Annotated in this window: 15 protein-coding genes and 1 pseudogene; 15 read left to right on the top strand and 1 reads right to left on the bottom strand. The window is 62.3% G+C overall.

Annotated features, from left to right (window positions below):
• Positions 1-79: 79 nt before the first annotated feature.
• From flgK to FFS21_RS19725, 4 genes and pseudogenes are all read left to right on the top strand, one after another.
• The gene (flgK, locus tag FFS21_RS19740) at positions 80-2,005 is read left to right on the top strand and encodes a flagellar hook-associated protein FlgK (RefSeq protein WP_137926476.1); all 1,926 of its coding nucleotides are present in this window, start codon (positions 80-82) and stop codon (positions 2,003-2,005) included.
• Between the two features lie 62 nt (positions 2,006-2,067).
• The gene (flgL, locus tag FFS21_RS19735) at positions 2,068-3,306 is read left to right on the top strand and encodes a flagellar hook-associated protein FlgL (protein WP_137926475.1); all 1,239 of its coding nucleotides are present in this window, start codon (positions 2,068-2,070) and stop codon (positions 3,304-3,306) included.
• Positions 3,307-3,631: 325 nt separating this feature from the next.
• A pseudogene (locus FFS21_RS19730) lies at positions 3,632-4,231 on the top strand (SDR family NAD(P)-dependent oxidoreductase); the annotation flags it as partial.
• Between the two features lie 230 nt (positions 4,232-4,461).
• Positions 4,462-5,001, top strand: coding sequence for a hypothetical protein (locus tag FFS21_RS19725; protein ID WP_137926473.1), 540 nt, complete (start codon positions 4,462-4,464; stop codon positions 4,999-5,001).
• Between the two features lie 195 nt (positions 5,002-5,196).
• On the opposite strand, the gene FFS21_RS19720 is transcribed toward FFS21_RS19725, so the two are convergent.
• Positions 5,197-5,823 carry a TetR/AcrR family transcriptional regulator gene (locus FFS21_RS19720; RefSeq protein ID WP_137926472.1) on the bottom strand — a complete coding sequence of 209 codons (627 nt, stop codon included), beginning with the start codon at positions 5,821-5,823 and terminating at the stop codon, positions 5,197-5,199.
• Positions 5,824-5,928: 105 nt separating this feature from the next.
• Here FFS21_RS19720 and FFS21_RS19715 point away from each other — a divergent pair, with 105 nt between their 5' ends.
• The 11 genes from FFS21_RS19715 (at position 5,929) to FFS21_RS19665 (ending at position 18,020) form a co-directional block, all read left to right on the top strand.
• On the top strand, positions 5,929-7,164 hold the full coding sequence (locus tag FFS21_RS19715) for an NAD(P)/FAD-dependent oxidoreductase (RefSeq protein WP_137926471.1): 1,236 nt from the start codon (positions 5,929-5,931) through the stop codon (positions 7,162-7,164).
• Between the two features lie 97 nt (positions 7,165-7,261).
• Complete coding sequence (locus FFS21_RS19710; protein WP_212745254.1) at positions 7,262-8,812, top strand: MFS transporter; 1,551 nt, start codon at positions 7,262-7,264, stop codon at positions 8,810-8,812.
• The gene (locus tag FFS21_RS19705; protein ID WP_137926470.1) at positions 8,809-9,852 is read left to right on the top strand and encodes an HlyD family secretion protein; all 1,044 of its coding nucleotides are present in this window, start codon (positions 8,809-8,811) and stop codon (positions 9,850-9,852) included. Before FFS21_RS19710 ends, FFS21_RS19705 begins: the two co-directional genes overlap by 4 nt.
• Positions 9,853-9,859: 7 nt before the next feature.
• Positions 9,860-11,278, top strand: coding sequence for an efflux transporter outer membrane subunit (locus tag FFS21_RS19700; protein WP_137926469.1), 1,419 nt, complete (start codon positions 9,860-9,862; stop codon positions 11,276-11,278).
• 85 nt (positions 11,279-11,363) lie between these two features.
• The gene (locus FFS21_RS19695) at positions 11,364-12,248 is read left to right on the top strand and encodes an isocitrate lyase/PEP mutase family protein (protein WP_137926468.1); all 885 of its coding nucleotides are present in this window, start codon (positions 11,364-11,366) and stop codon (positions 12,246-12,248) included.
• A gap of 23 nt (positions 12,249-12,271) precedes the next feature.
• Positions 12,272-12,862 (top strand): cysteine hydrolase family protein, encoded by a 591-nt coding sequence (locus FFS21_RS19690; protein ID WP_137926467.1) that lies wholly within the window; start codon positions 12,272-12,274, stop codon positions 12,860-12,862.
• A gap of 260 nt (positions 12,863-13,122) precedes the next feature.
• The gene (locus FFS21_RS19685; RefSeq protein ID WP_137926466.1) at positions 13,123-13,830 is read left to right on the top strand and encodes a hydrolase; all 708 of its coding nucleotides are present in this window, start codon (positions 13,123-13,125) and stop codon (positions 13,828-13,830) included.
• 113 nt (positions 13,831-13,943) lie between these two features.
• Positions 13,944-14,189 carry a DUF2789 domain-containing protein gene (locus FFS21_RS19680; RefSeq protein ID WP_137926465.1) on the top strand — a complete coding sequence of 82 codons (246 nt, stop codon included), beginning with the start codon at positions 13,944-13,946 and terminating at the stop codon, positions 14,187-14,189.
• Positions 14,190-14,326: 137 nt separating this feature from the next.
• Positions 14,327-16,012, top strand: a complete 1,686-nt coding sequence (locus tag FFS21_RS19675) for a rhomboid family protein (RefSeq protein ID WP_137926464.1) — start codon at positions 14,327-14,329, stop codon at positions 16,010-16,012.
• Between the two features lie 124 nt (positions 16,013-16,136).
• Positions 16,137-17,042 (top strand): helix-turn-helix transcriptional regulator, encoded by a 906-nt coding sequence (locus FFS21_RS19670; protein ID WP_212745253.1) that lies wholly within the window; start codon positions 16,137-16,139, stop codon positions 17,040-17,042.
• A gap of 105 nt (positions 17,043-17,147) precedes the next feature.
• Positions 17,148-18,020: a sensor histidine kinase gene (locus tag FFS21_RS19665; RefSeq protein WP_137926463.1), complete on the top strand. Its 873-nt coding sequence runs from the start codon at positions 17,148-17,150 to the stop codon at positions 18,018-18,020.
• The last annotated feature ends 8 nt before the right edge of the window (positions 18,021-18,028 follow it).

Genomic DNA, 18,028 nt, shown 5'->3' with positions numbered 1-18,028 from the left:
TTTCGCGCCGTTATCCAACGTATCCATCGCCGCCGGCCTGACGCCGCCGGCTAGCCATTCGATCCGGAGTCAGACGAACATGTCTCTGTTTAATATTGGTCTGTCGGGCCTGAACGTTGCGCAGAACGCTCTCACGACCGTGGGCCACAACTTCAGCAATGCGGCCACCCCAGGCTACACGCGCCAGAACACGATCATCGCCTCGGCTGGCGGCCAGTACACGGGCTCGGGCTTCTACGGCCAGGGTTCCAACACGCTCACCGTGCAGCGCGTGTACGACAGCTTCCTGACGGGCCAGTTGCGTGGCGCCACCTCGGCCAGCTCGGATCTGGCCACGTACGCCGACCAGATCTCTCAGATCGACAACCTGCTGGCTGACCAGAAGGGCGGCCTGGCTCCGCTGATGCAGAAGTTCTTCGCTGCGGTGCAGACCGTGTCGAACACGCCGGCCGATGCCGCGGCGCGTCAGGGCCTGCTGTCCTCCGCGCAAGCGCTGGCTGGTCAGATGAAGTCGTCGAGCGACTACTTCAAGCAACTGCAGGACGGCCTGAATACGCAGATCAAGTCGACGGTCACGCAGGTCAACGACTACACGAAGGAAATCGCGAAACTCAATGGCGAGATCTCGCGCATGACCGCCGCATCGGGCGGCCAGGCGCCGAACGACCTGCTCGACCAGCGTGATCAGGCTGTGGCCAAGCTGACCGAACTCGTCGGCGCCAAGGTGGTGATCCAGGACGGCAATACGTACAACGTGGTCGTCGGCAACGGTCAACCGCTGGTGTTGGGCACCGATTCGTACGACATCAAGGCGATTCCCTCGGCATCGGACCCCAGCCGTACCGTGATCGGCTACACGGTGCCGGGCAGCAATGGCACGTACGAGGCGGAAGAAGGTTCGATCACGGGCGGCTCGCTCGGTGGCTTCCTGCGATTCCGCACCGACTCGCTCGACGCCGCGCAGAACGCCATCGGCCGCCTCTCGCTGGCCATCGGCCAGAAGTTCAACGACCAGCACAAGCTCGGTATCGACCTGAACGGCGCCATCGGCACCGATCTGTTTGCGCTGGGCAAGGCGCAAGTGTTTGCCAACGCGAAGAACACCTCGGGCGCCATCGTCCAGGCAACGATCACGAACACGAGCAACCTGACGGTCAGTGACTACACGCTGCGTCTGACCAACGGAAATTACACGCTGACGCGCAAGTCGGACAACACCGTAGTCGCCACGCAGCCGCTGGCCACGGCCACGTATCCGATGACGCTCGAAGCCGACGGCTTCCAGATCAATCTGGATAGCGCCATGACGGTGAGCGACTCGTTCGAGATCCAGCCCACGCGCAATGCCGCCGCTGGCTTCGATACGTTGATCACGGACCCCGCCAAGATTGCTGCCGCCTCGCCGTCGCGCGCCGACGCCGCCACGAACAATGCCGGCTCGGCCACGGCCAAGCTGACCAATGTGGCGCCTGGCTTCTCGCTGCTGGCCGGACCGCTGACGGTGAAGTACGACGCCGCCACGACGTCCTACATCTTCTCCGATGCCGCGGGTACGCCGCTGGCACCGCAGCCGGCGCCCACCGCCACGGCCACGGGCGTCGATTACACGATCAACGGCATGACGTTCAGCTTCGGCGGCACGCCCAAGGATGGCGACACGTTCACGCTGTCGAACAACGCCGGCTCCGTGTCCGACAACGGCAACGCGCTGTTGCTGGCCAAGCTGCAGACGGCCAAGACGATCAACGGCACGTCGAGCTTCAACGACGCCTACGCCACGCTCGTCAACGACGTGGGCAGCAAGACGAAGTCGGCGCTGATCGCTTCCACCTCGCAGGACAGCATCACGAACCAGGTCTACGCCGCGCAGCAGTCCGTGTCGGGTGTGAACATGGATGAGGAAACCGTGAACCTGCTGAAGTTCCAGCAGCTGTACCAGGCCAACGCCAAGGTCATCCAGGCAGCCAGTACCGTCTTCGACACCCTGATCGGCATCGGCCGCTAATCGTCACTATCCAGTAGCCGGCCCGTAGCCGTCTTAGAGAACAACCGGAAGGAATCCTCGCAATGCGCGTCGCAACCTCTACCCTCTACCACCAGGGCCTGCAGTCGATGAACAACCAGCAGTCCCTGCTGATGCATGTTCAGCAACAGCTGGGCACGGGCCGCCGTATCCTCACGCCTTCGGACGATCCGGTTGCCGCCACGCGCGCGCTGGGCGTGACGCAGGCAGGTGCCGTGAACGGCCAGTACACCGCTTCGCGCAAGGAAGCCAACTCGGCGCTGGCACTGGAAGAAAACTCGCTGACTACCGTGACCACGGTGCTGCAGAGCGTGAAGACGCTGCTGGTGAACGCCGGTAACGGTACGCTGAGCGATACCGACCGCGCCTCGCTGGCCACCGCGCTGCAAGGCCAGTACGACCAGTTGCTGGGCCTGGCCAATGCCGACGACGGCACGGGCAACTACCTGTTCGCGGGCCTGAAAACCGGCACCGTGCCGTTCGCGGCCGACGCCGCCGGCAACGTGACGTACCAGGGCGATACCGGCCACAAGCTGCTGCAAGTGGATGTGTCGCGCCAGATGCCCGCGGGCAACACGGGCGCGGAAGTATTCCAGTCGGTGAGCAACAGCGCCGGCTACGTGCTCAAAGGCAACAGTGCCAACACGGGCACGGCCACGTACAGCGCGCCGTCCGTGACCGACCCGAGCAACCCCCTCTACGGCACCAAGCTGGCGGTCACGTTCCAGACCAACGCCGGCACCGGCAAGATGCAATACACGGTGACCAACGCGACGACGGGTGCGGCAATCGGCGGCCCGGTGGACTACGTTGACGGTGGTTCCATCAACGTGGCAGGCGTTTCGTTCTCGGTGAAGGGCACCCCGGCCGACGGCGACACGATGTCCGCAGAGCCCGCGCAACAGGCTGGCGCTGATGTGTTCGCCAACCTCAAGAGCGTCATCGACGCACTGAAGCAGCCGATCAACTCCGGCACGTCGCCGGAAACGGCCAACGCCAACCTGCAGAACGTGATTGCCACGGGCCTGCGCCAGAACAACAACTCGCTCGACAACGTGCTGACGGTACGTGCATCGGTGGGTTCGCGCATGAACGAACTGGACGCACTCGACACCATCGGCGAGAACCGCGACCTGAGCAACGCGCAGACGCTGTCGAACCTGCAGGACCTGGACTACGCTGCGGCAATCGGCGAGTACTACCAGCGCCAGACGGCACTGCAAGGCGCGCAGCAATCGTTCATGCAGATCCAGGGCATGAATTTGTTCCAATATTTGCGGTAAGCGGATGGTGGTGAGGTAAAAACAAGGTTGTTCTGAGGGAATGCGAGTTGGCAAATCGCTGCTTGTGCGTTTGTCAAACTCGCTAAACAGTCTGGAACGATTGGCTCTGTGGCCGCTATAGAAAGACCCGCCCCAGTTTACATGGGGCGGGTCTTTTTTTCGTGCCGTCTACTAGGTCGGCATCTTCCAGCCCTTGTATGGGCACAGACAACTGCCGAGCTTCACGATCCCTAGTCTCGACTGCTCAACTCGAGTGCCCGTTGGGCAATCTGCCAGGCATTGAAACGTATCCAAACCAAAGTAAGACGAGGCCTCCCGTCACCAGAATGCCGGCGTGGCATCCGAGGGCCGGGCCACCGAGGCGTCGGTCGACGAGTGGCGCAAGGTGATGTCAATCGATCTCGCCGGCGTGTTCTATGGCGCGCGTGCCGCATTGCCGCATCTGATGCGATCAAAGGGATGCATCGTTAATACGGCTTCAGTGTCAGGGCTCGGCGCCGACTGGAACCTGAGCTATGGCGCGCGTGCCGCATTGCCGCATCTGATGCGATCAAAGGGATGCATCGTTAATACGGCTTCAGTGTCAGGGCTCGGCGCCGACTGGAACCTGAGCTTCTACAACGCCGCGAAAAGCGGGGTGGTAAATCTTACGCGCGCCCTGGCGCTCGACTACGGTCGAGTCGGCGTGCGCATCAACTCGGTGTGTCCGTCTTTGACACGGACGGGCCTGACCGCAGACATGTTCGAGGACGAGACACTGTTAGACAAGTTTCGCGAGCGCATCGCGCTGGGCCGCACTGCCGAGCCCGACGATATCGCCGGCGAGATCGTCTTTATGGCGAGCGATGACGCGCGTTTCGTCACCGGTGTGAACCTGCCGGTGGACGGCGGCCTGAGCGCCTCGAACGGACAACCGCCGCAGTAGGGGAGCGAATCATGTTAGCCCCCGTCTCTTTAGGGAATTGCACTTCGTCGAATTAACAGACCAGAATTGCCAGCGCAGTTTCTCAAAATAGCCTGGCGCAGTCTTTGGAAGTCCAGTGCTTCGCGCTTTGAGTACCCCAATCTTGGGGGGTGAAGTGTCTGGTTTCGAGTGCCGTAGTTAGTCATTTGCCAGCCTGGAAATAGAAACCGATGCTTCGCAGCCGAACGACGATGTTGCTTGCCACCGCCTGCCTCGCGCTAGGCGCTTGCGCCGTACCGCCGATGTATTCGCCTTTGGGTGACAGAGGGACGCAGGCTCGTATCCGGGTCAAGGCAAATGACCGATATGCCTTCCCCGCGATTGTTACCATAAAGGCAATTGACGATGTCGAGCCTAAGGAACAGTTCCTCGCAGTCTTCTTCAAAGGCTGGATGGGAATGGGAGCCACGCCGAAGGAGGCAGAGCTGATCGGCATGCCAGATACGACAGGCGAGGATGCAACTTTCCCCGTCTTGGAGCGGTATGTCACGGGGAACCGTCCATTGAGGCTACAACTCGATGCGCGAGTCGACGGGAGCTACATCTGTGGCGATGCAGCTGCCTTCACGCCGGCATCGGGACACGACTATGAGTTGGTAGTCCCATTGCGAGGCACCTCTCTCGGGTTCTCCGGCGCGTGCAGTTTTATTCTGTATGAGATTGTTCCGAAGGGACATTCTTTCGAGAGACATCCGCTGGCGATGACGAGACTTGCTGACAAGCAGAAATAAGGGTGCTGTGTTGGTGAGGAGGGGGTTGCCGATGCGGGCTTGCTCGGTCGCTTTTTTGCGTTGGCCCGTTGAGATACCGTGGCATGTGGGGGATCTGTCCGTCCGCTATTGGCGTTCATGGAGCCTTGTTGCATTGGAAGCATTGATGGCTACCTGGGGGCGCTGTCGCTGTCAACCGCTATAGACCCAGCGTCCTCATGCCTGCTTCGGCGTCGCCGATAAAAATCCAAGAATCCCGTCGACGATCCCTGCCTCGACGTTCCGCGCGTTCTGACCGTCCACCGCTTCCAGCACGGCGCCGTGCACCAGCGCTTCCGTCATCTTCATCGTCATCCACGCGGCCATGTCGAGGTCGTCGTGGCGCAGTTCGTCGCGGTGCCGCAGCAGTAACTCCATCACATGGCGATGGATGCGATCTCCGGCTGCGCCCATGTTGGCTTCCAGCAGCGGGCGCTCCTTCTCCAGCAAGCGATGCAGTTCCGGCTCCACTTCGTGGGCAGCCATTGCCGCGCGAATCAGGCTGGTGACGGCGCCGCGCAGTCCCTCGTCGTGCGCTTCCCCCAGGACTTTCTCGATCGATTCGGCCATGTGGATGCCGTGTCGCTGATGCAACGCGGTGAGTAACGACGCTTTGTTGGGAAAGTACTGGTAGAGCGACCCGACGCTGATGCCGGCCTGCTGGGCGACTGCATTCGTGCTCATTTCGGCATATCCCCGCTCCATCAAAACGCGAGCACTGGCTTCCAGAATGGTGTCTACCATTGCCATGGAACGGCGCTGGCGCGGGGCTTTGCGGGGTGTTGTCTCGGGTTGTCGGGCCATGGTCGGAACGCGAGTTGAAAAGACGAGCGATTGCTCGCATTATTGCTGGGTCGATCGGCACAGTCAATCAGGGGTTTCGGCCCCCCGAATAGCGAGGATTCTGACGTGAAGGAAATAGTGGTAGTCGGCGGCGGTTTCGCCGGGTTATGGGCAGCGGCTGGGGCGGCGCGCATGGCGGAAACGTTGGGCAAGGCTGTGCACATCACGCTCGTCAATCGTGACGCGCAGCACAGCATTCGCGTACGCAACTATGAGGACGACCTCGCCGCCACACTGGTACCGTTGCGAGAGGTACTCGATCCCATCGGCGTGACGCTGCAGATTGGCAACGTGGTGGATATCGACACGCATGGCAAGTCCGTCCGGATCGAGTCCGACGGCAAGTTCATCACCACGCGGTATGACAAGCTGGTGCTTGCCAGCGGCAGCAAGCTGGAGCGGCCGCCCATCGTGGATGTGGATGTCTTCTCGTTCGATGTCGATACCTACGCGCAAGCCCATCGGTTGCAGGAACACATCGCATCGCTGCATGCCCGCGCGCCCTATCCCGGTCAGTACACGGCGGTGGTGGTGGGCTCGGGTGCGACGGGCGTGGAACTGGCCTGTGAACTGCCGGCGCGGTTGCGCGCTGCCGCGGTGGCCAGCGGCATCCCCGACGCCGCGCAGCAGGTGCGCGTGATCCTGGTCGATAGCAACGAGAAGATCGCTGGCCACCTCGGTGGCGCGCAGGCAGTGATCGAGCAAAGCTGTCGGGAGCTTGGGATCGAGTTGTTCCCGCACGCGACGGTGAAGTCCCTGAGCGGCTACGGCCTGACGTTGAACAACGGGCAGCATATCGACACCTCCACCGTGGTCTGGTGCGCGGGCATGCGTGCGAGCGAGCTGACCACATGTTTTAGCGGCAAGCGCGACGTGCATGGCCGACTCATGGTGGATGCCTACATGCGCGTGCAAGGCATGGACGACGTGTATGCGGCAGGCGATGTGGCGCACGCCTTGATCGATGGCGAGCATCCGTCGGTGATGTCCTGCCAGCACGCCCGGCCGATGGGGCGGTACGCGGGCCACAACGTCGTATGCGAACTGTTTGGCGAGGATCTGCTGCCGCTGCATATCGACTGGTACACGAACATCATCGATCTGGGTCCGGCCGGCGCCGTGTACGCCCAAGGGTGGGACCGCGAAGTCGTCGCCATTGGCGAGCAAGCCAAGCAGACCAAGCAGGTCATCAATCGCGAACGCATCTATCCGCCGCGTAACGGCAGCCGGGCCGATATCTTCGATGCGGCGTCGACCGAGCTGCAACGGCCGCCAGTATTGGAGCCGCTTTCGCGCGCCTGACCATCGGCCGTCCGGTCGCGCGATTGCTGCATCCCATCGTCGTGCGACCGGTTCGTCAGCCGGACTGCTTCCATCTCCAACTTCAGCGCTTTGAGCCGTGAGTGTTTCCTCCACGTTGTCCCCGCACGCCCCGACTGGCGGCGCCGCGCCCGTTCATGCCCCGTTTTCATTGCGGCTCGGCATCGGGCTCAAAGGTGTGCTGATTGCCGCGCTGGTGTCCGGCATCAACAACCGCACCGGTGATATTGGCCTCGCCGATATCCTGGGCGGCTACGGTCTGGGCCGCGACGAAGGGATCTGGCTGTCGTCGAGCTATGCAGCCGCCGAAGTGTCGGCGATGTTGCTGGCACCCTGGCTGGCGAACACCTTCTCGATGCGCCGTTTCGCCACCGGGGCCACGCTCCTGTTCGGGCTGATATGCGTGCTTTGCCCGTTCGCCCCGAACTTTGAAAGTCTGTTGTTTCTGCGCGTGCTGCAGGGGCTGGTTGGCGGATGCCTGCCGCCGATGCTGATGACGGCAGCGCTGCGCTTCCTGCCCGCGCACTACCGGCTCTTCGGGTTGTCGGCGTATGCGCTGACCTCGACGTTCGGCCCTAATATCACGATGCCGCTCGTCGCATTCTGGACCGAAAGCGCGGACTGGCGGCTGCTGTTCTGGCAATTCATGCCACTCTGTCTGCTGTCCGCCGCGTTGATCTGGCATGGCATTCCACAGGACCCGGTGCATCTTGACCGCATTCGCAAATTCAACTGGAAGGGCGCACTGCTCGGCGTGACGGGCTTGTCGTGCACGACGCTCGCGCTGGCGCACGGAGAACGGCTGGACTGGTTTGCCTCGCCGCTGATTGGCGTCCTGTCGGCGTGCGGCGCCGCGAGTCTCCTGGCCTTCCTCGTGCACGAGTTCCACCACCCCGCACCGTTGTTCGAGTTCAGGCTGCTGCGCCGGCGAAACTTCGCCTATGGCATTGCCACGCTGATGCTGTTCGTGTGCGCAACGTTCGCCGGCAGCGCGCTGCCCACCGCATACCTCGCGCGTATCCACGGCTATCGTCCCGTGCAGACGATGGATCTGGCCCTGCTGATTGCCGTACCGCAGATTGTGCTGTCGCCGCTGGTCGCCTTCATCGTCAATCGGCGCACGGTGGACTGCCGTTACGTGATCGCTACCGGCCTCGCATTGATGACGTTGGCCTGCCTTGCGGGCGCATATCTCACCCCGGACTGGATTCGCGAACAGTTCTTCGTCCTCCAGCTCATGCATGCCGTGGCGCAGCCCATGGTGGTGGTGCCGCTGCTGATGATGGCCACTGGCGTGGTGGCGCCTGCCGAAGGACCGTTCGCGTCCGCCATGGTGAACAGCCTGCGTGCGCTGGCATCGACGGTAGCCGCCGCGGCCTTCAGCAATTTCGTGACCTGGCGCGAGCATTTCCATGCCAACGTGTTGCTGGACCACGCCTTGACCACCGCCTATGCGAGTCCGTTGCAGATACCGGCTCGCGTGCTTGCGGAGAAGGTAAGGCAACAGGCGTTCGTGCTCGCCTACGCCGACACCTTCCTCGCGCTGATCTTTGTCATTGCACTGATGGCCCTCGTGCTCTGGTTTGTTCCTGTTCGTGCCTTTCCGCCTCAATCACCTGTCAGATCATGACTGTCCCTCGCCACTCTCCCCGAATCTTCTATGCACTGATCGGCGCCGCCGCCGTGACCTGTGCCCTGTACGCCGGCTTTCGCATCTTCGACGCCGGGCGGCAACAGCGCACCGACGACGCCTACATCCGTGCGGATTCGGTGTATGTGTCCCCACGCGTCACGGGTCAGATCACCGAGGTACTGGTGCAGGACAACCAGCGCGTGAAGGCCGGCCAACTGGTGGCCCGCATCGATGCCGCCGATTATCTGGCGGCAAAGGCCGAGGCCACGGCGAATGTGGCCGTGGCGCGCGCCGATATCAAGAACCTGGAAGCGGGCATTGCCCGGCAGCGCGCGCTCGTCGAACAGGCACGCGCCAGCGTGCGCGCGAGCGAAGCAAGCCTGCGCTTTACGGAATTGAATGCGCAGCGGTATCGCAATCTTTCCAGTTCCGGCGCCGGTACCCAGCAGGAGTGGCAGCGGGCTGACGCCGACCTCAGTGCGGCACGTGCGAACCGGGACCGCGACGTAGCGTCGGGCGAGGCGGCATCCAGAACATTGATGGTGCTGACCGCGCAGCTCGAAGCCGCGCAGGCGCAGTTGCAACGCCATGAAGCGACGCTTCAGAAAGCCGTGCTCAATGTCTCGTACACGCACATCGTGGCGCCGTTCGATGGCATGGTGGGGCAGCGATCTGCCCGGGTAGGTGCCTACGTGTCAGCCGGCACGCCCTTGATGGCCATCGTGCCGCTCGACGATATCTACGTGGTGGCGAACTTCAGGGAAACGCAATTGGCGCGGATGAAACCGCACCAGTCGGTGACCATCCAGGTGGATGGCAATCCGGAAAAATCCTTCCGGGGGCATCTTGACAGTGTGGCGCCTGCCACGGGCCTGAGTTTCTCGCCGGTGGCGCCCGACAACGCCACTGGCAACTTCACCAAGGTCGTGCAACGCGTGCCGGTGAAAATTCGTTTCGACGAACCTGGCGTCGACGCAGACCTGCTTCGCGTCGGCATGTCCGTCGTGGTCAGTGTCAAGACGAAGGACGGGGTTTGAGATGGGGATGCGCAAAGGATTGGGCGGGTGCCTGCTGTCGATTGCACTGGGTGGATGCGCGGTAGGGCCTGACTTCGTGGCCCCGCCCGCGGAACTGCCGGCGTCCTGGCAATGCGGTGCGCCGACTTGCGGCGCGGGAGACGTGGCGCATGACTGGTGGCGGACGTTCGACGACCCGGAAATGGCAAGCCTTGTCGAGCGCGCCGTATCGGGCAACCTCGACGTCCTGGCGATGAGCAACCGTCTGGAACAAAGCCGCATTCATCTGAAAGTGAATGGTGCATCGCAGTTTCCCAATGTCGGGGTCGGTGCCTCCTATCGTCGCGCGGAAGAGAGCGAGAAGGGATGGATCGATCCTTCCGGGCGCGATGGGAAATCGCCTTATGAGCTGTGGGGTGCGGCGTTTGACCTGAGCTGGGAAGTCGATCTGTGGGGGCACGTCAGACGCAGGATCGAAGCCGCGCAGGCCGAAGTCACGATGACCTCGGCAGAAATGGATGGCGTGCTGCTCTCGGTTGCTGCGGAGACCGCTTCCGATTACCTGAAGCTGCAGGGCGTGCGTGAGCAGTTATCGGTCACGCGCGAAAGCCTGCTGATCGCGGAACGCAGCCTCGCCCTGGTGAACTCGCGCTACGAGAACGGCGTCACTACGCGTCTTGACGTACACAATGCCACAGCGTTGATCAGTACGGTTCGCGCACGGATGGAGGCGCTTGGGGCCGAGCAGGTCCGTTTGCTGAACGCGCTGGCGATGCTCGTCGGACAGGCGCCCGGCACGCTGGATGACGAGCTGCTGAAATCTCCGTCGCGTACCAACGACGACACGCACGAGATTCCGGTGGGTATTCCGTCGGAGATCGCGCGCCGGCGTCCAGACATCCGCATGAAAGAAGCCGATCTGCATCGTGCCACTGCGGAGATCGGCGCCGCCAAAGCCGACTTCTATCCGCGCGTGATACTTGGTGCCAACTACGGCTATCAGACGCTGAACGGTTCGAGCTTCGGTTCATGGGCCACCCAGCAATGGAGCTATGGCCCAAGCCTCTACCTGCCGCTTTTCCAGGGCGGGCGGCTGGTCGGCACGCTGGCCTTGCGAAAGGCGCAGCAGCAAGCGGCTGCGATTGCGTATCGCAAGACCGTATTGCTGGCCTGGCATGAGGTGAGCAACGTGCTGTCCGATTACGCCGCGCAGGAGCGCGAGCATCGCCATCTCACCGAGGCTGTCGAGCAGAATCGCGAGGCGTTGGCCGTAGCGGAACAACGCTACAAGGAGGGCGCTATCGACTACCTCAACGTGCTCAATGTCCAGCGCACGCTATTGCTGGCCCAGTCCGCCAGGGTCGAAAGCGGCACGAAGACCGCAATCGGCCGGGTTCGCCTGTACAAGGCGCTCGGTGGTGGATGGCCGGGTGGGCCCATCGGTTGATCCGCATAGAAACGGCTTGACCTTCCCATGCGGGCGCCTATCTTCGGTGAAGATCCTCCACAAGCGGGGTCACAGGAGACGAGCGATGACATCCAGCACTTCTGCGCGCAGACAGGCGTTCAGGCAACTTGTGGCGTCAAAGCAAGCGGTGCTGGTGCCGGGCGCCTTCAATGCCATGAGTGCGCGCGTGATCGAGGATCTGGGATTCCAGGCGGTCTATCTGACTGGCGCCGGCGTGACCAATATGTCGTTTGGCTTGCCGGACCTCGGCTTTATCGGGCTCAGCGATATCGCCGAACACACGGCGCGTGTACGCGACGCCGTGGCGCTGCCGCTGATCGTGGATGCGGATACTGGCTTCGGGAATGCGCTCAACGTCCAGCATGCCGTGCGCACGCTGGAGCGGGCAGGCGCCGATGCCATCCAGCTCGAAGACCAGGTCATGCCGAAGAAGTGCGGGCATTTTGCCGGCAAGCATGTCGTCGGTATGAACGAGATGGCCGCCAAGATCCGCGCGGCTGCCGATGCACGCGACGATGCCGATTTCCAGATCATCGCGCGTACCGATGCGGCGGCGGTGCATGGCATCGAGGATGCCATCGAACGCGGGCACCGCTTTGCAGAGGCGGGTGCGGACATCCTGTTCCTGGAGGCCATCGAAGGGTTGCCCGATATCCAGCGATTGCCGCAGTTGTTCAAAACCCCGTTGCTGATCAACATCGTCATTGGCGGGAAGACACCCGTGCAGGGGCGCGATGCCCTGCAAGGGCTCGGCTATGGCCTGGTGCTCTATGCGAACGCGGCGCTGCAGGGCGCGGTGCGCGGCATGCAGCAGGCGCTGGGCATGCTGAAGTCGAACGGACAGATGGACGAGAACCCGGCGATTGTCGTGCCATTCAACGAGCGTCAGCGGCTGGTCCGGAAGCCCCTGTACGACGAACTCGATGCGCGATACAAGAGCGACGACTGAGAGCGACGACTGAGGGAGCGCCGATGAAGACTGCATTGATCGTGCTCGATGTCATCAACGACATCGTCGATCCGCAGGGAAAGCTCGCCGGTGGCGGTACGGCGGCCCACGCGCAGGATCGCAACCTGTTGCGCAACGTGAATGCGGTGATTGCGCAAGCGCGTTCTCGGCAATGGCCGGTGATCTTCGTGAAGGTGGGTTTCACCCCGCAATATGCCGAGCAGCCCAAGGCGTCGCCGTTCTTCGGCAAGGCGCATACGGCGGGCGCGCTTGCGCTTGGGCGTTGGGGCACGGACTTTGTCGATGGGCTGGATGTGCAGGCGGGCGACCACGTGGTGGTCAAGCATCGCATCAGCGCGTTCTATGGCACGCCGCTCGAAGCGATCTTGCGTGCGAACCATATCGAGCGACTGGTGTTGACGGGTGTCAGCACCACATGGGCCGTAGAGTCCACCGCGCGCGACGCGCATGACCGGGACTATCAGGTGGTGATCGTCGAGGATGCGTGTGCCGCGCGTAGCGAGGAGGATCACCACGGATCGATAAAGAACCTCGCGGCCATTGCTGCCGTGACGTCGGTGGATCAAATCATCAACGACGCTGCACGCGCTTAGCGAATCGCTTCCGCGTAGCGGCGTGCGACTTCGGGCGCAGGAATCCCATCCGCTTCATTCCCCTACGGAAATCCTCCGATTTCTTATTTCAATAAATTTGAACAACTATGACAGCGAACCCCCGTTTTTCTCCGGTGGGGCGACCGCTATAGTTCAGCACATGGACAGCGCAGCAACGCAACGAAGCAAAACAAAGCGAAGCCAGCACTGCCCGATAAAACCTCAAACTTATTGAATACCTTTCATTCCGGAGAATCACCATGTCGAACGCCAACAACGCCAAGCTGGAAGTCCTGACCCCGCGCAACAGCCAACTGATCTTCATCGACCACCAGCCGCAAATGGCCTTCGGTGTGCAGTCGATGGACCGCCAGACCATGAAGAACAACGTGGTGGGCCTGGCCAAGGCAGCCAAGATCTTCGACGTGCCGACCACGATCACCACCGTCGAGAGCGAATCGTTCTCCGGCTATACCTACCCCGAACTGCTCGACGTGTTCCCCGGCAAGGAAACGCTCGAACGCACTTCGATGAATTCCTGGGATGACCAGAAGGTGCGCGACGCACTGGCCGCGAACGGCCGCAAGAAAATCGTCGTCGCCGGCTTGTGGACCGAAGTCTGCAACACCACGTTTGCCCTGTGCGCCATGCTCGAAGGTGATTACGAGATCTACATGGTGGCGGACGCTTCGGGCGGCACCACCAAGGAAGCGCACGACTACGCGATGCAACGCATGATCCAGGCTGGCGTGGTGCCGGTGACGTGGCAACAAGTGCTGCTCGAATGGCAGCGCGACTGGAAGAACAAGGAAACGTACGACGCCGTGACGGGTCTGGCCAAGGAACACTCGGGCGCCTACGGCATGGGCATCGACTACGCCTATACGATGGTCCACAAGGCCGCGCAACGCACGCAGACGACGCATGAGTCGATTGCTCCGGTGCATGCGCCGGTGATCGAACGCTGAAAGCGAGGCGCCGGGAACCAGCAGGAACTTCCGGCGCCTCATCAAGGGTGCCCGCCCGGCAGACCGGGCGGCCTTGCACTACTCTGATATCAACGTTCTCACCGGAGTTGCCGATGGACACCCCCTTTCACCAGTTCTCCGACCTGTTCGCACAGCTTGGCCTGCCTTCCGAGGAGGCCGACATTCGCGCCTTTATTGCCCAGCACTCGCCGCTCTCGCAAGACAAGGAATTGTGGGAAGCCCCGTTCTGGACCCCCGCCCAGGCGTCGCTGCTGCGCGACGAGTTCGTCGAGGATGCGGACTGGGCCGAAATGGTAGATCAACTAAATCTGGCGCTACGCGCGCCGGCACGGCTCTGATCCTGCCGCCTCATTGACGAGGCGGCTTGCATCGATCGTTCTCCCCCCACTATCGTTTGCGCCACGCGCGCCGTGGCCTGCCTGTCGCTGGCAGGCCAGAGAGACGACGCGAACGTCTAACGATTTCGGGAAGAACGATGACGCTATCGAAAGTCGGGAGCAAGAGCCCGACGCCTGCGCGCCGTAGAGGCGCCTTCTACGTCAAATGGTATGGGTCGCCGCTGATTGTGCGGCTGCTGTTGTGGCTCGGTTTCGGGGGGCTGGCAGCACTGATATGGGTGCGAGTTCTGCGCGGCGCCGACGCTTCTTTGCTCTGGGTCGCGTCGGTGATGATCGGAGTGATCGTCCTGATTGAGCTGACCTGGGGCCGCTATCGGCCATTGCGCAAGCCGCTGTTGACCATCGATGCCACTGGCATCGGTTCGACGGCATTTCCGCGCTCGCAATGTCATCTTCCATGGCAATCGATTGGCAGCATTGCGATACGCAAGCGGTACGGCATAGCGATGCTGGTGGTCGAGCCGGTCGAACCGACGAGTTGGCTTCGCCGCCGCCTCGGGGTGCTTCTTGGCGGATTGAGCAAGGCATACAGGCAGCAGGTCGAAACGCTGGTTACCCATCTGCGCGTCCTGGCAAATAGCGGGGTCGCGAAGGAAGTTCAAGCCGAAAAGGCATTCCTTGCCCGTATGAACACGATGCCGCGTCCCTGGGCGGTCTACTCGCTGATCGCGGCGAATATCGGCGTCTGGCTGCTTATGGTCCTGTTTGGCGCCCCATTATTCGACATTACTCCTGTCTCGATGCTGGTCGATTGGGGCGGCAACGTTGCAGTGCTCGCGCACGATGGCCAATGGTGGCGGATGTTGACGGCCACGTTCCTGCATGGCGGCATCGTGCACGTTGCGATGAACATGGTGGTGCTCTACATGCTCGGCCGAAAGGTCGAGTGGTTTCTCGGCCCGCGCAATTTCCTGCTGGTTTATTTCGGTGCGGGCCTGCTGGGCAGCGCCGCCAGTCTGCATTTCAGCGCACAGGCAGCGGTGGCGGTGGGTGCATCCGGCGCGGTATTCGGGGTGGGTGGGGCATTGCTTGTCATTGCCTTGCGAAACCATGCGCATCTGCCGCGGGAGATCCGTCAGTCATTGATTGGCGATTCGGGTTTCATGATTTGCTATTCGCTTATCCGTGGCTTCAGCGCAGAAAACATCGACAACGCCGCACACGTGGGCGGCCTGATCGGCGGCCTGTTGCTGGCGGCATGCCTGCCCGACAGCATCGCACCACAGCCGGCGTGGACGAGGGCGCAAACGAAAACGCGCAGCGATGTCTGGTCACGGTTTGTCCCGCTGACGGTGTGTACGGCAATCGTGGTGGTAGTGGCGGCCATGCTGTCGCCGCCCGGTACGCAGGACCAGCGCGACAGCTTGGCCGTGACGCGACAGTTCGAGCAGGCGGTCACGCAGTTTCAGGCGGCACTCAAGGACGTGGTCTCGGATGCAGCCGCGATGACCGAGGGCAAGCTGTCCGAGGAGGAGTGGCAAACGCGCAGCCAGACGATGCGAGCCTTGGCCTTTACAGAGCTGTACGGGGTGCTTGGCAATCTGGTGCTGCCGCCTGACGACAAGCGGGCGGTGGCAGTCAAGGACATGATGCAGATCGCCGATGTCATGAGCAGAATGATGGCGCAAGAGTACCGATGGGATATCGAAGCGGGCGGATACGTGCCACGCAATCCCGAGCGCTTCCAGGGATTGCAGGAAGAGGTGGAGGTATTGTTGGAACGGTTCACAAGGAATACGAAGCAACTCACGAGCCAACGATAAAAGCAGCCCGACAACCGCCTGTCGGAATGCCCACACCGTGCTATCCTGCGCCGACATGCCGCCCCCGCCACGCCCCCGTTCCACCTGGCAGGCGACATGCTCGTGAAGTTTTACGGACGAAACCATGTCGGCCGCCCCCAGCCTCTCCATTTCGAAGCCTGCCCAGTTCGACGCATTCGGTTGCGCCGCTGGATTGCTGCAGGCCGACCATGCGCTGGCGGGTAGTGACATCCAGTTCTTTCGCAAGACATCCGTCGAGCCATCGGGGCAGTTCGCGATGCCGGCGGCCGAGCGTGGCTTTGTCGTAGGCGTGTCGATGCATGCCGGCCATCGGCGTCGCATCATGCAGGGTCACCGGGTTGGTACGTACGATTTCGATGCGGGTGCCATCTACATCCGCGATCTGGCCGAGGACTACAAGGCGGATTTCCAGTCCAGTTTCGATTTCATCCTGATGGAGTTGCCGCGTGGCCTGATCGAGCGCACCAGCACCGAACTGGGGCGTACGCGGTTGCGCAGCCTGCGCACCACTGCCGGTCAACAGGACGCGGTACTGGGACATCTGGCGCACGCGATGGCGCCGGCGCTGCAGCATCCGCAGCAATCCTGCCGCCTGTTCGTGGATCAGTTGTCCATGGCGATTGGCGCACATCTCGTCTGCCAGTATGGCGGTGATGCCGTGGCATCGCCCAAGACCAATCGGTTGCTGTCGCCACGCAGCGTATCGCGTGCGAAAGAAATGCTCGTGGCGCGGCTCGATGGCGATGTGTCCGTTGCCGAGGTGGCCGATGCGTGCCACATGTCGCGCAGCCATTTCACCAGAGCGTTCCGTGATACCACGGGACACACGCCTTACCAATGGCTGTTGGCGCAGCGCATTGAACGTGCCTGCGCGTTGTTGCGTGACCCGGCGATGTCCTTGGCCGAGGTGGCCATCGGCTGCGGCTTTGCCGACCAGAGCCATTTCACGCGCGCCTTCTCTCGCGCCATGGGCATGACGCCGGGGCAGTGGCGGCGCCGCACGACTTGAGTTTCCCGTCGAATCCAGCAGGAATCGACAATCCGCGTCACAAATCGACAAGGCGTGCGTGCCATGGTCGCGTAGATTCCATCGGGAATACCGACTGGACTGTGGATGAATCACCCCGAGGCCATTGCGCCGATCGAACCCCCTTGCAACGAGGCCGTCGCGCCAACGCTGCGGCGCGCGGCGGGCGACTGCCGGTGCGCGGACAGCGATGCGCTGCGCACGGCGAGCGCGGTTGTGCAGGGCATGCAGGAGCAGATGGTGCATCTGGCGCGCGTGGCCACGCTGGGAACATTGGCCGCGTCAATTGCGCATGAAATTCGCCAGCCATTGACCGCGATCCGGCTTGAGGCCTATGCCATCCAGCACTGGATGAAGCGGTGCCCCGGCGTGGCAGACCCCGTGACCCAACAAGTCGTCCAGGAAGTGGCGGAGGGCGTGCGCCGCATCCAGGAGCAGTCGGAGCGTGCGGAACAAGTCATCCATAGCCTGCGCGCGATGATGCGCAGCGAACCGAACAAGCCGCAGGCGTTCACGCTGGCGCAGGCCGTTCGCGATGTGCTTCCCCTTCTTGCAGGTCGGCTGAACGATGGCGGCATTGCGCTGCGCATCGATGTCGATGAGACATTGCCTCCGTTACATGGCGACAGCGTGCAGATCCAGCAGGTATTGCTGAACCTGGTGCTCAATGCCATCGAAGCTCGCAAGGAAGACTGCGCCGAGCTGCCGCTGGTAGAACTCCGGGCGCGGCGGGTGGAACCGGCCATGCTGCGGGTCGAGGTCATCGACAACGGCGGCGGTATCGCGCCCGATCAACTGGCGCGAATCTTTCAGCCGTTTGTCAGTACCAAGGGCGAGGGCATGGGGATCGGGCTGGCCATCTGCAGGTCAATCGTCGAACTGCATGGTGGATCGATTCGCGCCGCGTCCAGCGAAGGGCGTACCACGGTCACGTTCACGTTGCCTCTGCAGGCAACGTAACCGGAACG

Source organism: Cupriavidus sp. 2SB (assembly GCF_005503625.1).
In the GTDB taxonomy this organism is placed as follows: domain Bacteria; phylum Pseudomonadota; class Gammaproteobacteria; order Burkholderiales; family Burkholderiaceae; genus Cupriavidus.
This window is presented reverse-complemented; position numbering and strand designations above follow the sequence as displayed.

Excerpts from the sequence above, each read along its gene's own strand:
- FFS21_RS19675 (WP_137926464.1), top strand. The coding sequence starts at position 14,327 with ATGACGCTATCGAAAGTCGGGAGCAAGAGCCCGACGCCTGCGCGCCGT.
- FFS21_RS19680 (WP_137926465.1), top strand. The coding sequence starts at position 13,944 with ATGGACACCCCCTTTCACCAGTTCTCCGACCTGTTCGCACAGCTTGGC.
- flgL (WP_137926475.1), top strand. The coding sequence starts at position 2,068 with ATGCGCGTCGCAACCTCTACCCTCTACCACCAGGGCCTGCAGTCGATG.
- FFS21_RS19665 (WP_137926463.1), top strand. The coding sequence starts at position 17,148 with ATGAATCACCCCGAGGCCATTGCGCCGATCGAACCCCCTTGCAACGAG.
- FFS21_RS19705 (WP_137926470.1), top strand. The coding sequence starts at position 8,809 with ATGACTGTCCCTCGCCACTCTCCCCGAATCTTCTATGCACTGATCGGC.
- FFS21_RS19695 (WP_137926468.1), top strand. The coding sequence starts at position 11,364 with ATGACATCCAGCACTTCTGCGCGCAGACAGGCGTTCAGGCAACTTGTG.
- FFS21_RS19690 (WP_137926467.1), top strand. The coding sequence starts at position 12,272 with ATGAAGACTGCATTGATCGTGCTCGATGTCATCAACGACATCGTCGAT.
- FFS21_RS19670 (WP_212745253.1), top strand. The coding sequence starts at position 16,137 with ATGTCGGCCGCCCCCAGCCTCTCCATTTCGAAGCCTGCCCAGTTCGAC.
- FFS21_RS19725 (WP_137926473.1), top strand. The coding sequence starts at position 4,462 with ATGTTGCTTGCCACCGCCTGCCTCGCGCTAGGCGCTTGCGCCGTACCG.
- FFS21_RS19700 (WP_137926469.1), top strand. The coding sequence starts at position 9,860 with ATGCGCAAAGGATTGGGCGGGTGCCTGCTGTCGATTGCACTGGGTGGA.
- flgK (WP_137926476.1), top strand. The coding sequence starts at position 80 with ATGTCTCTGTTTAATATTGGTCTGTCGGGCCTGAACGTTGCGCAGAAC.
- FFS21_RS19685 (WP_137926466.1), top strand. The coding sequence starts at position 13,123 with ATGTCGAACGCCAACAACGCCAAGCTGGAAGTCCTGACCCCGCGCAAC.
- FFS21_RS19720 (WP_137926472.1), bottom strand. The coding sequence starts at position 5,823 with ATGGCCCGACAACCCGAGACAACACCCCGCAAAGCCCCGCGCCAGCGC.